The sequence below is a fragment of the uncultured Roseobacter sp. genome (assembly GCF_947499265.1).
Taxonomy (GTDB): Bacteria; Pseudomonadota; Alphaproteobacteria; order Rhodobacterales; family Rhodobacteraceae; genus Roseobacter.
This window is the reverse complement of sequence record NZ_CANMNK010000004.1, coordinates 132650-149464: the sequence shown is the minus strand read 5'-3', so window position 1 is coordinate 149464 and position 16815 is coordinate 132650. Positions and strand designations below refer to the sequence as shown.

Annotated in this window: 15 protein-coding genes; 3 read left to right on the top strand and 12 right to left on the bottom strand. The window is 59.9% G+C overall.

From position 1 onward, the window contains the following. Positions 1-113: 113 nt before the first annotated feature. Both scpA and Q1A63_RS11650 read right to left on the bottom strand, forming a co-directional pair. The gene (scpA, locus tag Q1A63_RS11655; protein WP_299631651.1) at positions 114-2243 is read right to left on the bottom strand and encodes a methylmalonyl-CoA mutase; all 2130 of its coding nucleotides are present in this window, start codon (positions 2241-2243) and stop codon (positions 114-116) included. Beyond that, positions 2206-3213, bottom strand: a complete 1008-nt coding sequence (locus tag Q1A63_RS11650) for a hypothetical protein (protein ID WP_298972048.1) — start codon at positions 3211-3213, stop codon at positions 2206-2208. The genes scpA and Q1A63_RS11650 overlap by 38 nt, the downstream gene beginning before the upstream one ends. A gap of 99 nt (positions 3214-3312) precedes the next feature. Between Q1A63_RS11650 and Q1A63_RS11645 the strand changes: the two genes are divergently transcribed. Further along, positions 3313-3768, top strand: coding sequence for a DUF4174 domain-containing protein (locus Q1A63_RS11645; protein ID WP_298972046.1), 456 nt, complete (start codon positions 3313-3315; stop codon positions 3766-3768). A gap of 39 nt (positions 3769-3807) precedes the next feature. Here the strand turns inward: Q1A63_RS11645 and Q1A63_RS11640 are convergent, their stop codons facing one another. The 7 genes from Q1A63_RS11640 to Q1A63_RS11605 all read right to left on the bottom strand — a co-directional run bounded on the left by Q1A63_RS11640 (position 3808) and on the right by Q1A63_RS11605 (position 9944). After that, positions 3808-5808 carry an acetyl/propionyl/methylcrotonyl-CoA carboxylase subunit alpha gene (locus Q1A63_RS11640; protein ID WP_298972044.1) on the bottom strand — a complete coding sequence of 667 codons (2001 nt, stop codon included), beginning with the start codon at positions 5806-5808 and terminating at the stop codon, positions 3808-3810. A gap of 645 nt (positions 5809-6453) precedes the next feature. Further along, a complete protein-coding gene (locus Q1A63_RS11630; protein ID WP_298972038.1) occupies positions 6454-6801 on the bottom strand; it encodes a hypothetical protein in 348 nt (115 codons plus the stop codon). 66 nt (positions 6802-6867) lie between these two features. Next, positions 6868-7011 (bottom strand): hypothetical protein, encoded by a 144-nt coding sequence (locus Q1A63_RS11625; protein ID WP_298972035.1) that lies wholly within the window; start codon positions 7009-7011, stop codon positions 6868-6870. Between the two features lie 214 nt (positions 7012-7225). Next, positions 7226-7609, bottom strand: a complete 384-nt coding sequence (locus Q1A63_RS11620; RefSeq protein ID WP_298972033.1) for a DUF6497 family protein — start codon at positions 7607-7609, stop codon at positions 7226-7228. Then, a complete protein-coding gene (locus Q1A63_RS11615; protein WP_298972030.1) occupies positions 7606-8004 on the bottom strand; it encodes a cupin domain-containing protein in 399 nt (132 codons plus the stop codon). Before Q1A63_RS11615 ends, Q1A63_RS11620 begins: the two co-directional genes overlap by 4 nt. Next, on the bottom strand, positions 8001-8399 hold the full coding sequence (locus Q1A63_RS11610; protein ID WP_298972028.1) for a RidA family protein: 399 nt from the start codon (positions 8397-8399) through the stop codon (positions 8001-8003). The genes Q1A63_RS11615 and Q1A63_RS11610 overlap by 4 nt, the downstream gene beginning before the upstream one ends. Before the next feature lie 12 nt (positions 8400-8411). After that, complete coding sequence (locus tag Q1A63_RS11605; RefSeq protein ID WP_298972024.1) at positions 8412-9944, bottom strand: acyl-CoA carboxylase subunit beta; 1533 nt, start codon at positions 9942-9944, stop codon at positions 8412-8414. Positions 9945-10125: 181 nt separating this feature from the next. Between Q1A63_RS11605 and Q1A63_RS11600 the strand changes: the two genes are divergently transcribed. Next, on the top strand, positions 10126-11355 hold the full coding sequence (locus Q1A63_RS11600; RefSeq protein ID WP_298972022.1) for a multidrug effflux MFS transporter: 1230 nt from the start codon (positions 10126-10128) through the stop codon (positions 11353-11355). Positions 11356-11468: 113 nt separating this feature from the next. After that, positions 11469-12869: a helix-turn-helix transcriptional regulator gene (locus Q1A63_RS11595; RefSeq protein ID WP_298972019.1), complete on the top strand. Its 1401-nt coding sequence runs from the start codon at positions 11469-11471 to the stop codon at positions 12867-12869. On the opposite strand, the gene Q1A63_RS11590 is transcribed toward Q1A63_RS11595, so the two are convergent. From Q1A63_RS11590 to betB, 3 genes are all read right to left on the bottom strand, one after another. Then, positions 12866-13459 carry a thermonuclease family protein gene (locus Q1A63_RS11590; protein ID WP_299631645.1) on the bottom strand — a complete coding sequence of 198 codons (594 nt, stop codon included), beginning with the start codon at positions 13457-13459 and terminating at the stop codon, positions 12866-12868. The two genes, Q1A63_RS11595 and Q1A63_RS11590, sit on opposite strands and share 4 nt — an antisense overlap. Positions 13460-13596: 137 nt before the next feature. Then, a complete protein-coding gene (betA, locus tag Q1A63_RS11585) occupies positions 13597-15255 on the bottom strand; it encodes a choline dehydrogenase (RefSeq protein ID WP_299631643.1) in 1659 nt (552 codons plus the stop codon). Between the two features lie 86 nt (positions 15256-15341). Beyond that, complete coding sequence (betB, locus tag Q1A63_RS11580; protein WP_298972014.1) at positions 15342-16799, bottom strand: betaine-aldehyde dehydrogenase; 1458 nt, start codon at positions 16797-16799, stop codon at positions 15342-15344. Between the last annotated feature and the right edge of the window lie 16 nt (positions 16800-16815).

Sequence of the window (16815 nt, the reverse complement as noted above, 5' to 3'; positions counted from 1 at the left end):
GCGCAGCCGCAGCATTGCAAGCCTGATGGCGCAAACATGCGCCGCAAACCCAAGCATGCGCAAGACAGAAGATCGACCAAATTCGAAATAGCTACCCCCGCGAGCGGGCTCGGTCAGGACCGTGCAGCAGAGATGAGTTTGAGAATGTCCTGGGCCGCTTTCGGAATGTTTGTCCCTGGGCCAAAGATCGCCTTCACCCCGGCATCGTAGAGAAACTGGTAATCCTGCTGGGGGATCACCCCACCGCAAATCACCAGAATATCTTCAGCACCGGCGTCTTTCAGCGCCTGAACAAGCTGCGGGGCCAGCGTTTTATGCCCTGCGGCCTGCGAACTGATGCCGATCACATGCACGTCGTTATCGACGGCATCCTGAGCCGCTTCTGCCGGGGTCTGGAACAAAGGCCCGACATCCACATCGAACCCGATATCGGCGAAGGCGGTTGCGATCACCTTGGCGCCCCGGTCGTGCCCATCCTGGCCCATTTTCACGACCAGCATACGGGGCCTGCGGCCTTCTTCCTCGGCAAAGGCTTCGACGGATTTTTGAATGGTCGCAAACCCTTCGTCGCCCTCATAGGCGGCGCCATAGACACCGGCGAGCGTTTTGACTTCCGCACGGTGGCGGCCAAAGGCTTTTTCCATTGCCATACTGATCTCTCCAACTGTCGCACGCGCGCGCGCCGCCTCTACCGCAGCCGCCAGCAAATTGCCGTCCTCTGCCGCGCATTTGGACAGCGCCGCCAAGGCCGCCTCACACGCGGCCTCATCTCGTGTCGCCCGGATTTTGTCCAATCGTGCGATCTGGCTGCCCCGGACGGCGGCATTGTCGATGTCGAGAATGTCGATCGGATCTTCGCTGTCGCGCCGGTATTTATTGACCCCAACAATCACCTCGGTGCCGCGGTCGATCCCCGCCTGGCGCATCGCTGCTGCCTCTTCGATCCGCAGTTTTGGCATGCCTGAGGCCACCGCCTTGGTCATGCCGCCCATCTCTTCAACCTCTTCGATGAGCTTCCAAGCGGCATCGGCCAGATCCGCGGTCAGCTTTTCCACGTAGTAAGACCCAGCCAATGGATCGACCACATTGGTCACCCCGGTTTCTTCCTGCAAAATCAGCTGCGTATTCCGCGCGATGCGGCTGGAATTTTCCGTGGGCAGCGCAATCGCCTCATCCAGGGCATTGGTGTGCAACGACTGGGTGCCGCCCAGAACCGCGCTCATCGCCTCGTAGGCCGTGCGGATCACATTGTTGTAAGGGTCCTGCTCCTGCAGGCTGACGCCGGAGGTCTGGCAATGGGTGCGCAGCATCGAGGATTTGGGGTTCTTCGGCTCGAACTCCTCCATGATCCGGCTCCAAAGCAGCCGTGCCGCGCGCAGCTTGGCCGCTTCCATGAAAAAATTCATGCCGATGGCAAAGAAGAACGACAGCCGCCCGGCGAATTTATCCACATCCATACCGCGCGCGATGGCGGCCCGCACGTATTCGCGCCCATCGGCCAAGGTAAAGGCCAGCTCCTGCACCAGGTTCGCGCCCGCTTCCTGCATGTGATAGCCGGAGATTGAGATCGAATTGAATTTCGGCATGTGATCGGAGGTGTATTCGATGATGTCCGCGATGATCCGCATCGACGGCTCCGGCGGGTAGACATAGGTGTTGCGCACCATGAATTCCTTGAGGATGTCGTTCTGGATCGTGCCCGAAAGCACCGATTTATCGTGCCCCTGCTCTTCTCCTGTCACGATGAAATTCGCAAGGATCGGGATCACCGCGCCGTTCATCGTCATGGAGACGGATACTTTATCCAGAGGAATGCCGTCAAAGAGGATTTTCATATCCTCGACGCTGTCGATGGCAACGCCGGCCTTGCCGACATCACCCTCCACACGGGGATGATCGCTGTCGTATCCCCGGTGGGTGGCCAGATCGAAGGCAACGGAAACCCCCTGTTGTCCGGCCGCAAGCGCCCGGCGGTAAAACGCATTGCTTTCTTCGGCGGTAGAAAAGCCTGCGTATTGACGAATGGTCCAGGGGCGACCGGCATACATGGTCGCTTTGACACCCCGGGTGTAGGGGGCCTCGCCCGGAATCGTACCAAGATGGTCAAGGCCTGCCACATCCTCCGCCGTGTAAAGCGGTTGCACCGCAATCCCCTCAAGGGTCTGCCATGTCAGGTCCTGCAAAGGCTTGCCGCGCAACTCGGCCTCAGCCAGGTCGCGCCACTTGTCTTTCTTCGTGCTCATCTCCATGTCCTTCCGTCTGTGCACCGGCTGGCAGGATTTGTCCTGCTCTTGTCCGGGCGTGATCCTCTGTCAGTGTGGCGATGCCGTCTGCACCGGCGGTGAGCCACATCATGTCGTCTGCATATGTTTCGCGCAGGGCGGCGTGTTCATCGGGGGTAAAGGGGTTCCAGCGTTCCATGCCAAAGGGCAAGACCGCGCCTAACGTGCCACGATCCGCCAGAACACGGCGCAATTCCGGCAAGGTGGGCGTCCGGTTCAACCACGCGCGATCACTGTCTCTGGGCGCCTCGACCCCCGCACCGCGTTCCAGCAGCACTTCAGGTCGACCCGCGTAGTATTCAAACGGCAGCACCTTGATGTCTGCGTCAGGTACCGCACATCCCAGATCGGTGATCACGTCGCGCCAGCCACGGCGCGCGTAGGCAATGCTGCGCAACTTGTCCCGTTCCGGTACCGCGTGTCCACGCGCCACGCCATAAGACAGCGCGGAACTCCAGTAGAGCTCAAGGCTGCGCGGGCTGAACATTAACGTTGTCACCTGCCCCTCGAAGGCGCGTGCAAAGCGGGCCATACGCTCGCCAATCCCGGCATAAAGACTGCCCGCGCTGATGTTGTCGCGCACGGAACCGATCATGCTCTCGTCACTCACCACCAGCGTCTTGAGCCCGCGCGCGCGGGCCGCCGTGAGCTGCAATTGCACCCGCCCCTCGGCGCGCCGCCGCAGATCCCGTCCCTTGGCCACCTCGGGTTTTGGCACGATGCCCGCGAACAACCCGCGCCGCGTGCGACCCGGGCCCCAATAACCGATACCCGCCTCTGCCAAGGGTTCGGCATGGCGATGCATGTAATCCTGAAATGTCTTTGTCCCGGTGCGATGTGCACCTACGTGAAGAATAACGTCCATGACGCGCGTGACCCAATGTTTAACGACCGCCCCTGCCGGTCCGAAGGTTGGGGTGAGCGTCATCATTACACGCAATCCCTTGCCGCAGATTTAATGGTAAATTTGCGTGTATTACCCATCGCATATCCTGCACGCAGCCCTATATTGGTCGTAACAGGAGATACGATGAAACCGATATTACCCCTTGTTTTAGCGTGCTTTTTTGCGACCGGTACGGCAGCGCAGACAGCCGAGGCAGAGCCCCCGAAAACACTGTTTACGACGATGGAAGAGGTGGATTTGAACCAATTTAAGTGGAAAAATCGCCCCATCGTTGTTTTTTCCGACAGTGAAAACAACCCTGCCTTCATCGAACAGATGCGATTGCTGGAGGAGCGTCCCGGCGAATTGCTGGAACGCGACGTGGTTGTGATCACCGATACCGACCCTGACGCGCAATCCGATTTGCGGCGCAGATTGCGCCCACGCGAATTCATGCTTGTCATTCTTGGCAAGGACGGTGAGGTCAAACTGCGCAAACCTTTCCCCTGGGACGTGCGCGAGATCACCCGCAGCATTGACAAGATGCCAATGCGCCAACGCGAAATCCGCGAACAGAAAGAACGCGCCATCACGCGCTGATCCTGCCCTGGGGTATCGCATTCACGCCTGATCATCGGATCATTCGAACTCCATGATGACATCGTCCACGGCCAGGCTATCGCCCGCGGCAGCGTTGATCTTGGACACAACGCCCTTGCGCTCGGCGCGCAGGATGTTCTCCATCTTCATCGCCTCGATTGTGCAGAGCGCCTGCCCGTCCTGCACCTCGTCGCCCACGGCCACGTCCAGTTTCACAACCAGGCCAGGCATTGGGCAGAGCAGCATTTTCGAGGTATCGGGGGGCAGTTTTTCGGGCATTTTGCGCGCCAGTTCCGCCTGAAGCGGCGTGCGCACATGCACTTTCAGGTCGGCCCCGCGCGTTCTGATGCGAAACCCGCCGCTGACCTTTCCCACTTTCAAAACCAATGGCGCATCGGCCACCGTCATCTCTGCTAATTGGTCGCCCGGTGTCCAGGCGCCGCTGACGCGCAATTCCGGGCCATCCTCGAACCGCACGGTCGAGCCCTCCTGATCCGCATCGATGCAGACGTCATAGGATTGCCCCTGCAGGCGTACATTCCAATCGCTGCCAACTTTGCGTTCGTGGTTGTCCATGCGGCCCGACACCCGCGCGCGGCGAATTTCAGCAACCCGGTGCATTGCCGCACAGGCCGCCGCAATCCGGTGCAGCTCACCTTCCACCAGGGTCACGCCCTCGAACCCGTCGGGGTATTCCTCGGCGATGAAGGCCGTTGTCATGTCGCCCGAAACAAATTTGGGGTGATCCATGACCGCCGAGAGGAATGGCAGGTTGTGCCCGATCCCCTCCACCTCGAAGCTGTCCAGCGCCACCCGCATCCGTTCGATCGCTTCGCCCCGCGTCGGCGCCCAGGTGCAGAGCTTGGCGATCATCGGGTCGTAATACATGCTGATCTCGCCGCCCTCGTAAACGCCGGTGTCGTTGCGCACCACATGGCTGGCCTCGGCGACCTCGGCGGGGGGGCGGTACCGGGTCAGGCGGCCAATGGAAGGCAGGAACCCACGGTATGGGTCTTCGGCATAGAGCCGGTTTTCAATCGCCCAGCCGTTCAGTTTCACATCCGCCTGTTCGAGGGTCAGCGCCTCGCCATTGGCAACGCGGATCATCTGTTCCACGAGATCAACGCCGGTGATCAGTTCGGTCACCGGATGCTCCACCTGCAGCCGCGTGTTCATTTCGAGGAAATAGAAATTCTTTTCGCCATCGACGATGAATTCGACCGTACCGGCAGAGGTGTAGCCCACGGCCTGTGCCAGCGCGACCGCCTGTTCACCCATTGCCTTGCGAGTCGCCTCATCCAGAAACGGGCTCGGCGCTTCTTCGACCACCTTCTGGTTCCGGCGCTGGATCGAACACTCACGTTCCCCCAGATAGATTCCATTGCCATGCGCATCACACAGCACCTGGATTTCAATGTGCCGCGGCTGAGTGACGAATTTCTCAATGAAAATACGATCATCGCCAAAGGAATTCGCCGCCTCGTTCTTGGAGGACTGGAAACCTTCGCGCGCTTCCTCATCGTTCCAGGCAATCCGCATGCCCTTGCCGCCACCGCCAGCGGAGGCCTTGAGCATCACCGGATATCCGATTTCATTGGAAATCTTCACGGCTTCATCCGCGTCCTCGATCAGCCCCATATATCCCGGCACCGTGCTGACACCCGCCTCCTGCGCGATTTTCTTGGAGGTGATCTTGTCCCCCATCTTTTCGATCGCACCCTTGGGCGGGCCGACAAAGGCAACACCAGCCTGCGCAAGCGCCTCTGCAAATTTCGCGTTCTCAGACAGAAAGCCATATCCGGGATGGACAGCCTCGGCCCCTGAGGACTTGATCGCCGCCATGACGTTATCAATCACGATGTAGGACTGGTTGGCTGGTGGTGGCCCGATGTGTACGGCCTCATCTGCCATTTGCACATGCAGCGCCTGTTTGTCGGCGTCCGAATAGATCGCAACGGTTTTAATTCCCATCTTCCGGGCAGTCTTGATGACACGGCAGGCGATTTCGCCCCGGTTGGCGACCAGGATCTTGTTAAACATGGGATGTCCTTTTGACTTTCAGGGAATCTGATTGGGTTCCAAAACAAAACCCCCGCAACAGCCATCGCTGTGCGGGAGGTTTGTAGATATATCCGGGAGGATGCACCGTCTGGGCACAAGGCGCCCATGTGCTTTGGGCGCGGTTAGCAATCCGCGAGGTCAGTTTGGCAGGCAAGCACGTTTGCCCCTGCACCGAGGGCCGCGCCGCTGAGCACGCTGCCGCCGGTAAGCACAGATGCGCCCGCGCCGACGGCTGCTCCGCCGACCGCTTGCTGACCCAATGTCGCGCCGCATGCAGCAAGGCTTGCACAGGCTCCCAGTGTAAGAAGTAACTTTTTGACAGGCATGATCTACGTCCTTTCAGGTTCACCGCTGACACCTGAAGAACGTGGGTTGATCCGGTTTGTTCCGAAGGCCCCCACCAGCCCAAGAAAAAGGCGGGCAGTTTAGGCGTATAACCGCCGTACTGCCCGCCAGGGGAAGGGGTACGAATAGTGTATGCAGACACACTGCGGGGATATTCGCGAGTGCCTACCCGAGCACCATTACTCGCAGGGGTTGAACTATCTACCCTTTTAAACCCGCATCGGTGTGAATGAGCCATCTGCCGCCGGTTTGGCGTTGTCACAAGCAAAAAAGCGCCGATCATAGTTCAAATGCCTCAGGAAAGGACTGCCGCGCGACACGTTCGTCGATCCTCAAAATGGCTTCATAATCAGCAGGATCAAAAGGATCGGTCGCAGGTACCACCTCCCGCCCGAACAACCAGGACAAACGGCCAGCGTCCAGATTGCCGCGTTCAAAGGGTTCGGCGCCAAAATGCTCCCATAGGGCTTTGAAAAAGGCGGCATCCGCCCGGCGATCCGCAGGTTTGCGATCCTTGAAACGGGCACGCTCCGTCAGCGGCGTCACGCCACGTGGGTTAAATCTGCGCAGGGTGAAATGGTAGTCTGTGCCCGGCAAGCGGCCCGGGAAACCGCGGTGTTTCAACATGATAGCCCCCTTTGCAGCGGGCGGCCATCTGTCAGGGCAGGCCCGAAAGCCCGCCCTGTAACAGGTTTAGTTGTATTTGCCGGTATAGGTCGGCTCGGTCGAGATCGGCTCGGGATCGACCACAACGAATTCTTCTTGCTGCTCGTTTGCACAAGCGGCCACCAGGGCAACAAAGCCCAGTGTCGCCAGCAATTTGATGCTCTTTGACATCTGTATCTCCTGTCACAATTTCCGCCCGCCAGAAGCATCTGGCCTGAACGGATCTCTGTTTTTTGTGTGAGCCCGCCGAGCGGCGATCCCGCGCGGAGCATAGGCGCCCGCGCTGCGAATGGAAACGCGCGCGGCGCCAATCCGCCGTTCTGTGACGCCAATGCCGCAGGGCGTGTACGCCAGTCGCTTGGCCGCAAAAAGTGATGAGCCGGCATTAAAACCCCTCCCAGACACAAGCGCCGGAGGTGACCCGGAAAAGATCGATGAATTGCGTGGCATCAGGATTGGTGACCCCGAATTCAACAGGCCGGTCCAGCAAGGTCACCGCCACAATCTCCGGGCTGAGATTGAATTCCGCCAGGTAGGGCAAAGCCACCTGCACGCACAAATGCTCCAGATCTGGTTCAGCCTGCGCAAAATCGACGGTACCGGTGTCACGCGCAATCTCCGGTGCCAGAAAACGAAACCGCAGCCATGTTTCAGCGCCGACCTCGTCGATCAATACCTCATAAAGCTCGATTGGTTGGCCGGACGGCACCTCCAGCACGGGCAATGCCACCATATGCGTGGCAAACGCGATGGTGGCCAGCAGGCTCATGGCGCGGCCTCGTCATGGGTGTCAAAACCGGCGGGCGAGATTACCTCCAGCAATTCCAGATCGTCGGAATGGCGCACTTCACGATGCTTGATCCCGGGGGGCTGCAGCACACAGGATCCCGCACGCAGAATGTGCTCGCCCGTGCCTTCATACTCATAGACCACCCAGCCGCGGGTGACATAGACCATCTGAAAATCCAGATCGTGGCTGTGCCAGACAGCAGGGCTTTCCATGCCCGGCACGGCGCGGATGACATGCGCCCCATAGGCGCCTTTGGTCGCCGCGTTTATCCCCAGATCGCGATATTCAAAGAAAGCCCGCAGCCCTGCGCCTTCGAACTTACCCTCATCCGCATGGGCAATTGTGAATGCCTGATTTTTCCAGAGCCGGGTCATTCCGCACCCCTTCGTCGGGCCAGGCAATCGATCTCGACCAACGCCCCTACCGCCAATGCCGTCACGCCAATGGTCGTGCGGGCTGGCAGGCGATCCGCCGGGAAGTAGCTTTTGTAGGCGCTGTTGAAAATATCATAGTCCCGCTCGAATTCGGTCAGATAGCACCGACATTGCACCACATCGCTCAGATCAAGTGCCACGCCTGCGAGCACCGTTTTCAGGTTTTCCATTACTTGCCGCGTCTGCGCCTCGATCCCATCAATCAACGGCGCGTCCGGCGCCCCCGGCACCGTGGGCATCTGCCCGGTCAGCATCACCCAACCGCCCGCCTCCACCGCATGCGAAAAGGGCGCAACATGTGTCGGGGCATCGTCAATGTTATGAAAAACGGGCATTACCGGCGTCGCCTAAAGCGGGATGTTGTTGTGCTTTTTCCACGGCATCTGCGCCTGCTTGTTGCGCAGGGAGGCAAAAGCACGGGCGATCCGTTTGCGGGTGGTGCGCGGCATGATCACCTCGTCCACGAACCCACGTTCCGCCGCCACAAAGGGATTGGCGAAGCGGTCTTCGTAATCCGCGGTGTGTTTGGCGATCTTGTCGGCATCGCCTAGATCGGCACGGTGGATGATTTCCGTGGCGCCCTTGGCCCCCATCACCGCCACCTCGGCCGTGGGCCAGGCATAGTTGAAATCAGCGCGCAGATGCTTGGACGACATCACCACATAGGCACCACCATAGGCCTTGCGCGTGATCACCGTGACCATCGGCACAGTCGCCTCACCATAGGCAAAGAGCAGTTTCGCCCCGTGCTTGATGACACCGCCATATTCCTGGCTGGTACCGGGCAGGAACCCCGGCACGTCGATCAGCGTCAGCAGTGGGATCTCAAAAGCGTCGCAAAAGCGCACAAACCGCGCCGCCTTGCGCGAGCTGTCAATATCCAGACACCCGGCCAATACCATCGGCTGGTTGGCCACCACACCCACCGTGCGCCCCTCAAGGCGGATGAAGCCGGTGATGATGTTCTTGGCAAAATCTTCCTGAATTTCGTAGAAATCGCCCTCATCCGCCAGCTTGAGGATCAACTCCTTCATGTCGTAAGGCGTGTTCGGGTTTTCCGGCACCAAGGTATCCAGGGAGGATTCCACCCGGTTCGGGTCGTCAAAGAACGGGCGCACGGGCGGCCTTTCACGATTGTTCGCGGGCAGGAAATCCACCAGGCGGCGCACTTCGGCCAGCGCTTCGACATCATTTTCGAAGGCGGCATCTGCCACGGAGCTTTTACGGGTATGCGTTGTTGCCCCGCCCAACTCCTCCGCGCTGACCTGTTCGTTGGTCACGGTTTTGACCACATCCGGGCCGGTCACGAACATGTAAGAGCTGTCTTTCACCATGAAGATGAAATCGGTCATTGCCGGGGAGTAAACAGCGCCACCGGCACAGGGGCCCATGATCACGCTGATCTGCGGCACCACGCCGGAGGCCGTGATGTTGCGCTGGAACACCTCGCCATATCCAGCAAGTGAATCCACGCCTTCCTGAATGCGGGCACCGCCTGAATCGTTGATCCCGATCACCGGTGCACCGTTTTGCACCGCCATATCCATGATCTTGCAGATCTTGCGAGCGTGGGTTTCAGAGACCGATCCGCCCAGCACGGTGAAATCCTGGCTGAACACATAGACCAGACGCCCGTTGATCGTGCCCCATCCAGCGACAACCCCATCACCCGCAGGTTTTTGCTGTTCCATGTCAAAGTCGGTGCAGCGGTGGGTCACGAACATATCGAATTCTTCGAAGCTGCCTTCGTCCAACAGCAGGGTCACGCGTTCCCGGGCAGTGAGCTTGCCACGACCATGTTGGGCATCGATCCGTTTCTGACCGCCGCCCATGCGGGCGGTTTCACGGCGTTCTTCCAGCTGCTGCAGAATATCTTTCATGGTGACCCCATTGGTAATTTTGCGCGACCATATCGTTATGTTGCGTCGGATCGAAGGGGAATCTCGCAAATTTGCAAACTCTTTTCAGTAAAGCAGTCGCAAATTGCAAAACTGCAAAATTGCAGTCAGCGCATACCGGCTATGCGTGGACAACAAGGCGGCAAGCACTTACTTCTCGGGGATGCAAAACCCTCCGGTCATTCGATTTCTGGATCGCACGACACCCCCACATATCGTGACGCTGATCCTGCTTGCTGGCATGTCGGCGATGGTCATGAACATGTTCTTGCCCAGTCTGCCCAATATGACCGAGTATTTCCAGGCCGACTACGGATTGATGCAGCTCTCTGTTGGCCTCTATCTCGGGGTCAGCGCGGGGCTGCAAATCCTGATTGGACCAATTTCGGACAAATACGGACGACGTCCAATTGTTCTATGGGGATTGGTCATCTTTTTGGTCGCGACAGTGGGCTGCATCTTTGCACCCACAGCAGAGATTTTCCTGGCGTTCCGGGTCTGTCAGGCGGTCGTGGCCAGCGCCATGGTGCTGAGCCGCGCCGCAGTCCGCGATATGTTCGATCAGGATCAGGCGGCTTCGATGATCGGATATGTCACCATGGGCATGGCAGTCGTCCCGATGATCAGCCCGATGCTGGGGGGGGTGCTGGATGAGCTTTTTGGCTGGCACGCGAATTTCTGGGCGCTTTTCGTGCTCGGCGCAATGACCCTCTGGCTGGCCTGGGCCGACCAGGGTGAAACCGCGCGCAAGAGCGGCAAGACGCTGCCGCAGCAATTCGCTGAATATCCGGCCCTCCTCGTTTCGCCCCGGTTTTGGGGCTACTCGCTGGCGGCCGGGTTCTGTTCTGGCGCGTTTTTTGCCTATCTCGGCGGGGGCCCCTTCGTCGGATCCGTTGTCTTCGGCATGTCCCCCTTCTGGGTCGGCATCTACTTCGGCGCACCGGCACTGGGCTATTTCTTTGGCAACATGGCCACCGGCATGCTGGCGCAACGCGTCGGCATCAACAAGCTGGTGCTCATTGGCAGCCTGATCAACGCCAGCGGTGTGCTGCTGTCGCTGCTGATTTTTGTCGCGGGACACGGATCCGCGTTCAGTTTCTTTGGCCTGATGACATTCGTCGGGTTGGGCAATGGCCTTGTGATCCCGAATGCAACGGCTGGCATGCTCTCGGTGCGCCCGCATCTGGCGGGCTCTGCATCGGGACTTGGGGGCGCGATCATGATTGGCGGTGGCGCCGCGCTCAGCGTGCTGGCAGGCGCCTCGCTCAGCGAAGCGACGGGCGCCTTTCCGCTGCTTTATATCATGCTGGCGACCTCCACTGCCGCCGTGGTCTCGATTTTGATGGTCTACCGGCGCGAACGTCGGATTGCCTTGCAAAACCCCACCATCTGACAGGGACGTTAGGACCGCGTTAACCAAGACCCGGCACCTTGCCCCAGCGGGTTTGCAAAGATAGCGTTTGCGAATCTGCAAAGTTGCAAAGCAACCTGGAAAGGGCGCGGGGGATGGCCACACAAAAACTCTATGCCGGGGCGAAACTGCGCGAATTACGTACCCGGTTGGGTCATACGCAAAAGGATTTCGCGGCCAAGCTTGGCGTGTCCCTGCCTTATCTCAACCAGATGGAAAACAACAACCGCCCGGTTTCGACAACGGTTGTGCTGGCGCTGGCGCAGGAATTCGGGCTCGACGTGACTGAATTGAGCGCGGGTGACAGTGAGCGTCTGGTCAGCGATATGCGCGAGGCCATGGCCGATCCGCTCTTTGCCGACGCGCTGCCCCCCATCGCCGATTTGCGATTGGCGGCCTCAAACGCACCGGCCTTTGCCCATGCCTTTCTGGAACTGCACCGCAGCTACCGGCAAATGCAGGAACGTCTTGCGTCCCTGGACGAGGCGCTTGGCCGAGAAGACGCGCGCGCAACCCCCAGCCCCTGGGAGGAAGTGCGCGACTTCTTTCACTACTGCGACAACTACATCGACGCGGTGGATCGTGCGGCGGAACACTTTGCCAATAAGGAAGGCGGCCACCGCAACATCCGTGTCGCCGCAGTTTCCGCTTTGGGCAACAGCGGAGTGACGGTGGATTTTGCGGATACCGACAAATTGCGAAGGCTGGATCCAGACACGAAGACCCTCACCCTGTCGCGCCGCGCGCCGCCGGAAAGCCAGACCTTTCAATTGCTATTGCAAGTCGCACTGGTCAAGCAGGAGGCCCTGTTGGAGGCAACGCTTGATCTGGCGCGGTTCCACACCGCAGAAGCACGCGCCATCGCAAAGATTGGCCTGGCCAATTACTTCGCCGGGGCCGCCCTCATGCCCTATGGCGCCTTTCAACAAGAGGCCCGCGCCTGCCGACATGACGTAGAAGCCCTGGCCGGACACTTCGGCGCGTCAATCGAACAGGTTGCGCACCGGCTCTCGACCCTGCAACGCCCCGGCGCAAAGGGCATCCCGTTTTTCTTTGTGCGCGTCGATCAGGCCGGAACCATCACCAAACGCCATTCTGCCACCCGCCTGCAATTTGCCCGTTTCGGGGGCGCATGCCCTTTGTGGAATGTGCACCGCGCCTTTGAGCTGCCCGGCCGGTTTTTGCGCCAGCTGGCGGAAACACCCGATGGGGTACGCTACATCAATCTGGCGCGTGACGTCTCAAAACCCGCTGGCCGTTTCGGGGCCCCGGTGCGGCGCTACGCGATTGCACTGGGGTGCGAAGTGCGGCATGCGCGCGATCTGGTTTACGCCGATGGCATGGACCTGGGCCGCGATGGGGCCTTTGAGCCGATTGGCATTTCATGTCGCATTTGCGAGCGCGCCAATTGCCATCAACGGGCGGTCCCGCCTTTGGAGCGCAAACTGCGTGTCGACCCGAACCTGCGTGACCTCCTGCCCTATCAGGTGGACTAACGCTTGGCCGCGCGCCAACCCGCGGATTGCGCGTCTGATATCGTGCAAAACCAGCGTTCGCCTGTTTCGGGGCGTATCCCCGTGCGCTCATAATACAGCTGACCGGGCACATGAAAAATGCGCGTGCCCTTGCTGGAAATGTTGCCTTTGATCTTGCAATTGCGATCAGGTGGGATCCGCCCCACCGCACGGGTCTGGCGAAACTGCGACGGGTTTTGCACGCGGCTCGCGTGTAGGCCGACATCGCGCACAGCAGCTCCTTTTTCGGCAAAGACATAGCGGTCCGAATACTTGCGATAGGCGAAAGCCAGACCAGCGCTCACAATGGCCTCGCCCATATCCCGCCCCCGGACCTCGCACTGCGCAACGATGCGGCCATAGCGGTCCGTGTCCACTGGGACGCAGTGCGCCTGTCTGCCAGCAAAAAGTGTGATGACCTGATCGCTCACCCAGGCGCCACAGGCCCAGGACTGTCCCTGCTCCGTGGTACACATCTGATCCGCCTCTGGCGCGTCGATACCAAAGAGCCTGACACGCGCCCCACCCACATCAAGGGTATCACCGTCAATCACACGCACCGTTCCGGACAAGCCGGGCGCTGCAAACGAAACATTGGGCAGGGCAAGCGCTGCCGCCCATAAACAAAACATGAATACTCGCATGCCCGCGATATGGCCTGATCCATCGGACCACACAAGCGAAATTGTTAACCAAGGTTACCAAGAGGTTAACGTTGCGAGGTCGCCCAGGCCGGATGCACCCAGGGCACGTCATTGGAGCGCGCCAACGGATCGCGGCCCAGCAAATGATCAGAAACCTTTTCGCCAACCATGATCGACGGCGCGTTCAGGTTACCATTGGTGATGCGCGGGAAAATACTGCTGTCGGCGACGCGTAACCCGTCAACACCAATCACCCGCGCCTCCGGATCGACCACGGCATTGGGATCATCCGCGCGGCCCATGCGGCAGGTGCCACAGGGGTGATAGGCGCTCTCCGCATGTTCTTTGATGAAGGCGTCGAGCTCATCATCCGTCTGCACCGCTTGGCCCGGTTGGATCTCACTTTTGACAAAGGGCTTGAAAGCATCCTGCGCGAAAATCTCGCGGGTCAGACGGATGCAGCGCCTGAAATCGACCCAATCTTCCTCCGTGGACATGTAGTTGAAGAAGATTTTCGGCGCCGCGGCGGGATCATTCGATGCCAGCGAAACGGCCCCCCGAGAGGGCGAACGCATCGGCCCCACATGCGCCTGAAACCCGTGACCTTCCGCCGCCACCTTGCCGTCATAGCGCACCGCAATGGGCAGGAAATGGTATTGAATGTCCGGATAGGGCACACCCGGCTGTGAGCGAATGAAAGCGGTGCTTTCAAACTGGTTCGACGCCCCCATACCGGTTTTGGTAAAGAGCCATTGCGCCCCGATCATCGCCTTAGAGATCAGGTTCCAGTGCTTGTAAAGCGTGATCGGCTGGCTGGCCGCCATCTGCAGGTAAAGCTCCAGATGGTCCTGCAGGTTCTGCCCGACGCCTGGGCGATTTGCGGCAATCTCGATCCCATGTTCCGCCAGATGCGCTGCGGGTCCGATGCCTGACAACATCAGCAGTTTGGGCGAGTTGATGGAAGAGGCTGCCAGAACCACTTCGCGGCGCGCCGTGACAATCTCCACACGACCGCCCCGGCGGATTTCCACGCCAGTGGCGCGGCCCTCTTCAATCACGATACGCTGCGCCAACCCGTTGATTAGTTCACAATTTTCGCGTTTCAGTGCCGGACGCAAGTAAGCGTTGGCCGCGGACCACCGCCGACCCTCCCAGACCGTCTGCTCCATCGGTCCGAAACCTTCTTGCTTCTCGCCATTGTAGTCGTCGGTCGCCTCATACCCAGCCTGACGCCCGGCATTCACGAAAGCCTGGTAAAGCGGGTTCTTGCGCGGGCCCCGGCTAACATGCAGCGGGCCATCCGTCCCGCGCCACGCAGGATCACCACCATGGCCACCATCATGCCAGCTCTCCAGGCGCTTGTAATAGGGCAGCACATCCGCATAGGCCCAGCCGTCTGCGCCCTGCTCCGCCCAATGGTCAAAATCCATCGCATGGCCACGCACATAGACCATGCCGTTGATGCTGGAGGATCCCCCGATCACCTTGCCGCGTGGACAGGCAAGACGGCGGTTGTTCAAATGCGGTTCAGGCTCCGATGAAAACCCCCAGTCATACCGCTTCATGTTCATCGGATAGGACAGCGCCGCTGGCATCTGGATGAATGGCCCCACATCGGTACCACCGTGCTCAATGACGATCACGGAGGATCCGGCCTCGGCCAGCCGGTACGCCATCGCGCAGCCCGCGCTTCCCGCGCCCACAATTACAAAATCTGCTTGCATAACTCGTCTCACTTGTCTGGAATGCGCCGCGCGGCACGCGCGTAAATCATGGCGTGCGCGTCAGCGCTCCTTTGGATCACATCTGTTCAGAAGGGGGCTTCCAGATCGCCCATGCGCACGTAAACCGATTTCAACTGGCTATAGTATGCAATTGCGGCCTTGGAGTTTTCCCGCCCGACGCCTGAGGCTTTCGATCCCCCAAAGGGGGCCTCCACCGGTGCGTCATTGTAGGTGTTGATGTAACAGGTGCCCGCCTCAAATCCCGCGGCCACGCGGTGCGCCCGTGCCAGATCCCGGGTGAAAACACCGGCCGCTAGACCAAACTCCGTATCATTTGCACGGGCCATCACCTCCGCCTCATCTGTGAAGTCGAGCACCGCCATCACCGGACCAAAGATTTCCTCGCGGGCGATGATCATCTCATCCTGCACATCCGCAAAAACCGTGGGCTGCAGATAGAAACCCTCGCGGTCCAGGCGTTCACCGCCATAAACCAACCGCGCGCCTTCGGATTTCCCCTTTTCGATGTAGTCCAACACGATGTTCATCTGCCGCTCCGACACCATCGGGCCAAAGCTGGTCTCGGGCTGCATCGGATCGCCGATCACGGCCTTATCCAGCCGGGCGCTCAAGCGCTCCAGGAACGCCTCCTTGATGTCTGCATGCACAAAAACGCGCGTTCCGTTCGAGCAGACCTGACCGGAGGAATAGAAGTTCCCCAGGATCGCGCCACTGACCGCATTTTCGATGTCCGCATCTTCGAAAACGATCATCGGGGATTTGCCCCCCAACTCCATCGTCACATGTTTGATGCCTTGCGCCGCTGCCGCGTAGACCTTGCGGCCCGTGGGCACTGAGCCCGTCAGAGACACCTTGTCCACCCGCGGATCTGTGACCAGCGCGCTGCCAACCTCACCTAGCCCCTGCAACACATTATAAACGCCTGCGGGCAGTCCGGCTTCATGCAGGATCTCTGCAACTTTCAGCGCGCAGAGCGGCGTCGTCTCGGACGGTTTGAAGATCATCGTGTTGCCGCAGGCCAGCGCCGGCGCACCCTTCCAACACGCGATCTGTGTTGGATAGTTCCACGCGCCGATGCCCACACAAAGGCCCAGGGGTTCGCGGCGGGTGTAGACCCAATCTTCGCCCAGTTGAATGTGCTCCCCCGTCAGGGTCGCCGCCATGCCGCCGAAATATTCAAGCGCGTCGGCCCCGCTGGTGGCATCGGCCACACTGGTTTCCTGATAGGGCTTGCCCGTGTCATAGGTTTCCAGCACCGAAAGATCATGGTTGCGCGCGCGCATCATATCCGCCGCGCGCCGCAGAATACGACCCCGTTCCGTGCCGGTCATCGCGGCCCAAGCGGCCTGCGCGGCCTGCGCACTTTCGATGGCGCGCTCAATCAACGCAGGCGTCGCCGCATGCACGGTCGCGATTTTCTCGCCCGTTGCCGGGTAGATCACATCGATCGGGGTGCCGCCCGTGTCTTCGACATATTGCCCGTTGATGAAATGGCTGGCGGTGGGTTGGGTGGGATAGGTCATGTGGGCCTCCGGCGAC

Coding starts and splice junctions, on each gene's coding strand:
- scpA (WP_299631651.1), bottom strand. CDS start 2,243: ATGAGCACGAAGAAAGACAAGTGGCGCGACCTGGCTGAGGCCGAGTTG.
- Q1A63_RS11650 (WP_298972048.1), bottom strand. CDS start 3,213: ATGATGACGCTCACCCCAACCTTCGGACCGGCAGGGGCGGTCGTTAAA.
- Q1A63_RS11645 (WP_298972046.1), top strand. CDS start 3,313: ATGAAACCGATATTACCCCTTGTTTTAGCGTGCTTTTTTGCGACCGGT.
- Q1A63_RS11640 (WP_298972044.1), bottom strand. CDS start 5,808: ATGTTTAACAAGATCCTGGTCGCCAACCGGGGCGAAATCGCCTGCCGT.
- Q1A63_RS11630 (WP_298972038.1), bottom strand. CDS start 6,801: ATGTTGAAACACCGCGGTTTCCCGGGCCGCTTGCCGGGCACAGACTAC.
- Q1A63_RS11625 (WP_298972035.1), bottom strand. CDS start 7,011: ATGTCAAAGAGCATCAAATTGCTGGCGACACTGGGCTTTGTTGCCCTG.
- Q1A63_RS11620 (WP_298972033.1), bottom strand. CDS start 7,609: ATGAGCCTGCTGGCCACCATCGCGTTTGCCACGCATATGGTGGCATTG.
- Q1A63_RS11615 (WP_298972030.1), bottom strand. CDS start 8,004: ATGACCCGGCTCTGGAAAAATCAGGCATTCACAATTGCCCATGCGGAT.
- Q1A63_RS11610 (WP_298972028.1), bottom strand. CDS start 8,399: ATGCCCGTTTTTCATAACATTGACGATGCCCCGACACATGTTGCGCCC.
- Q1A63_RS11605 (WP_298972024.1), bottom strand. CDS start 9,944: ATGAAAGATATTCTGCAGCAGCTGGAAGAACGCCGTGAAACCGCCCGC.
- Q1A63_RS11600 (WP_298972022.1), top strand. CDS start 10,126: ATGCAAAACCCTCCGGTCATTCGATTTCTGGATCGCACGACACCCCCA.
- Q1A63_RS11595 (WP_298972019.1), top strand. CDS start 11,469: ATGGCCACACAAAAACTCTATGCCGGGGCGAAACTGCGCGAATTACGT.
- betA (WP_299631643.1), bottom strand. CDS start 15,255: ATGCAAGCAGATTTTGTAATTGTGGGCGCGGGAAGCGCGGGCTGCGCG.
- betB (WP_298972014.1), bottom strand. CDS start 16,799: ATGACCTATCCCACCCAACCCACCGCCAGCCATTTCATCAACGGGCAA.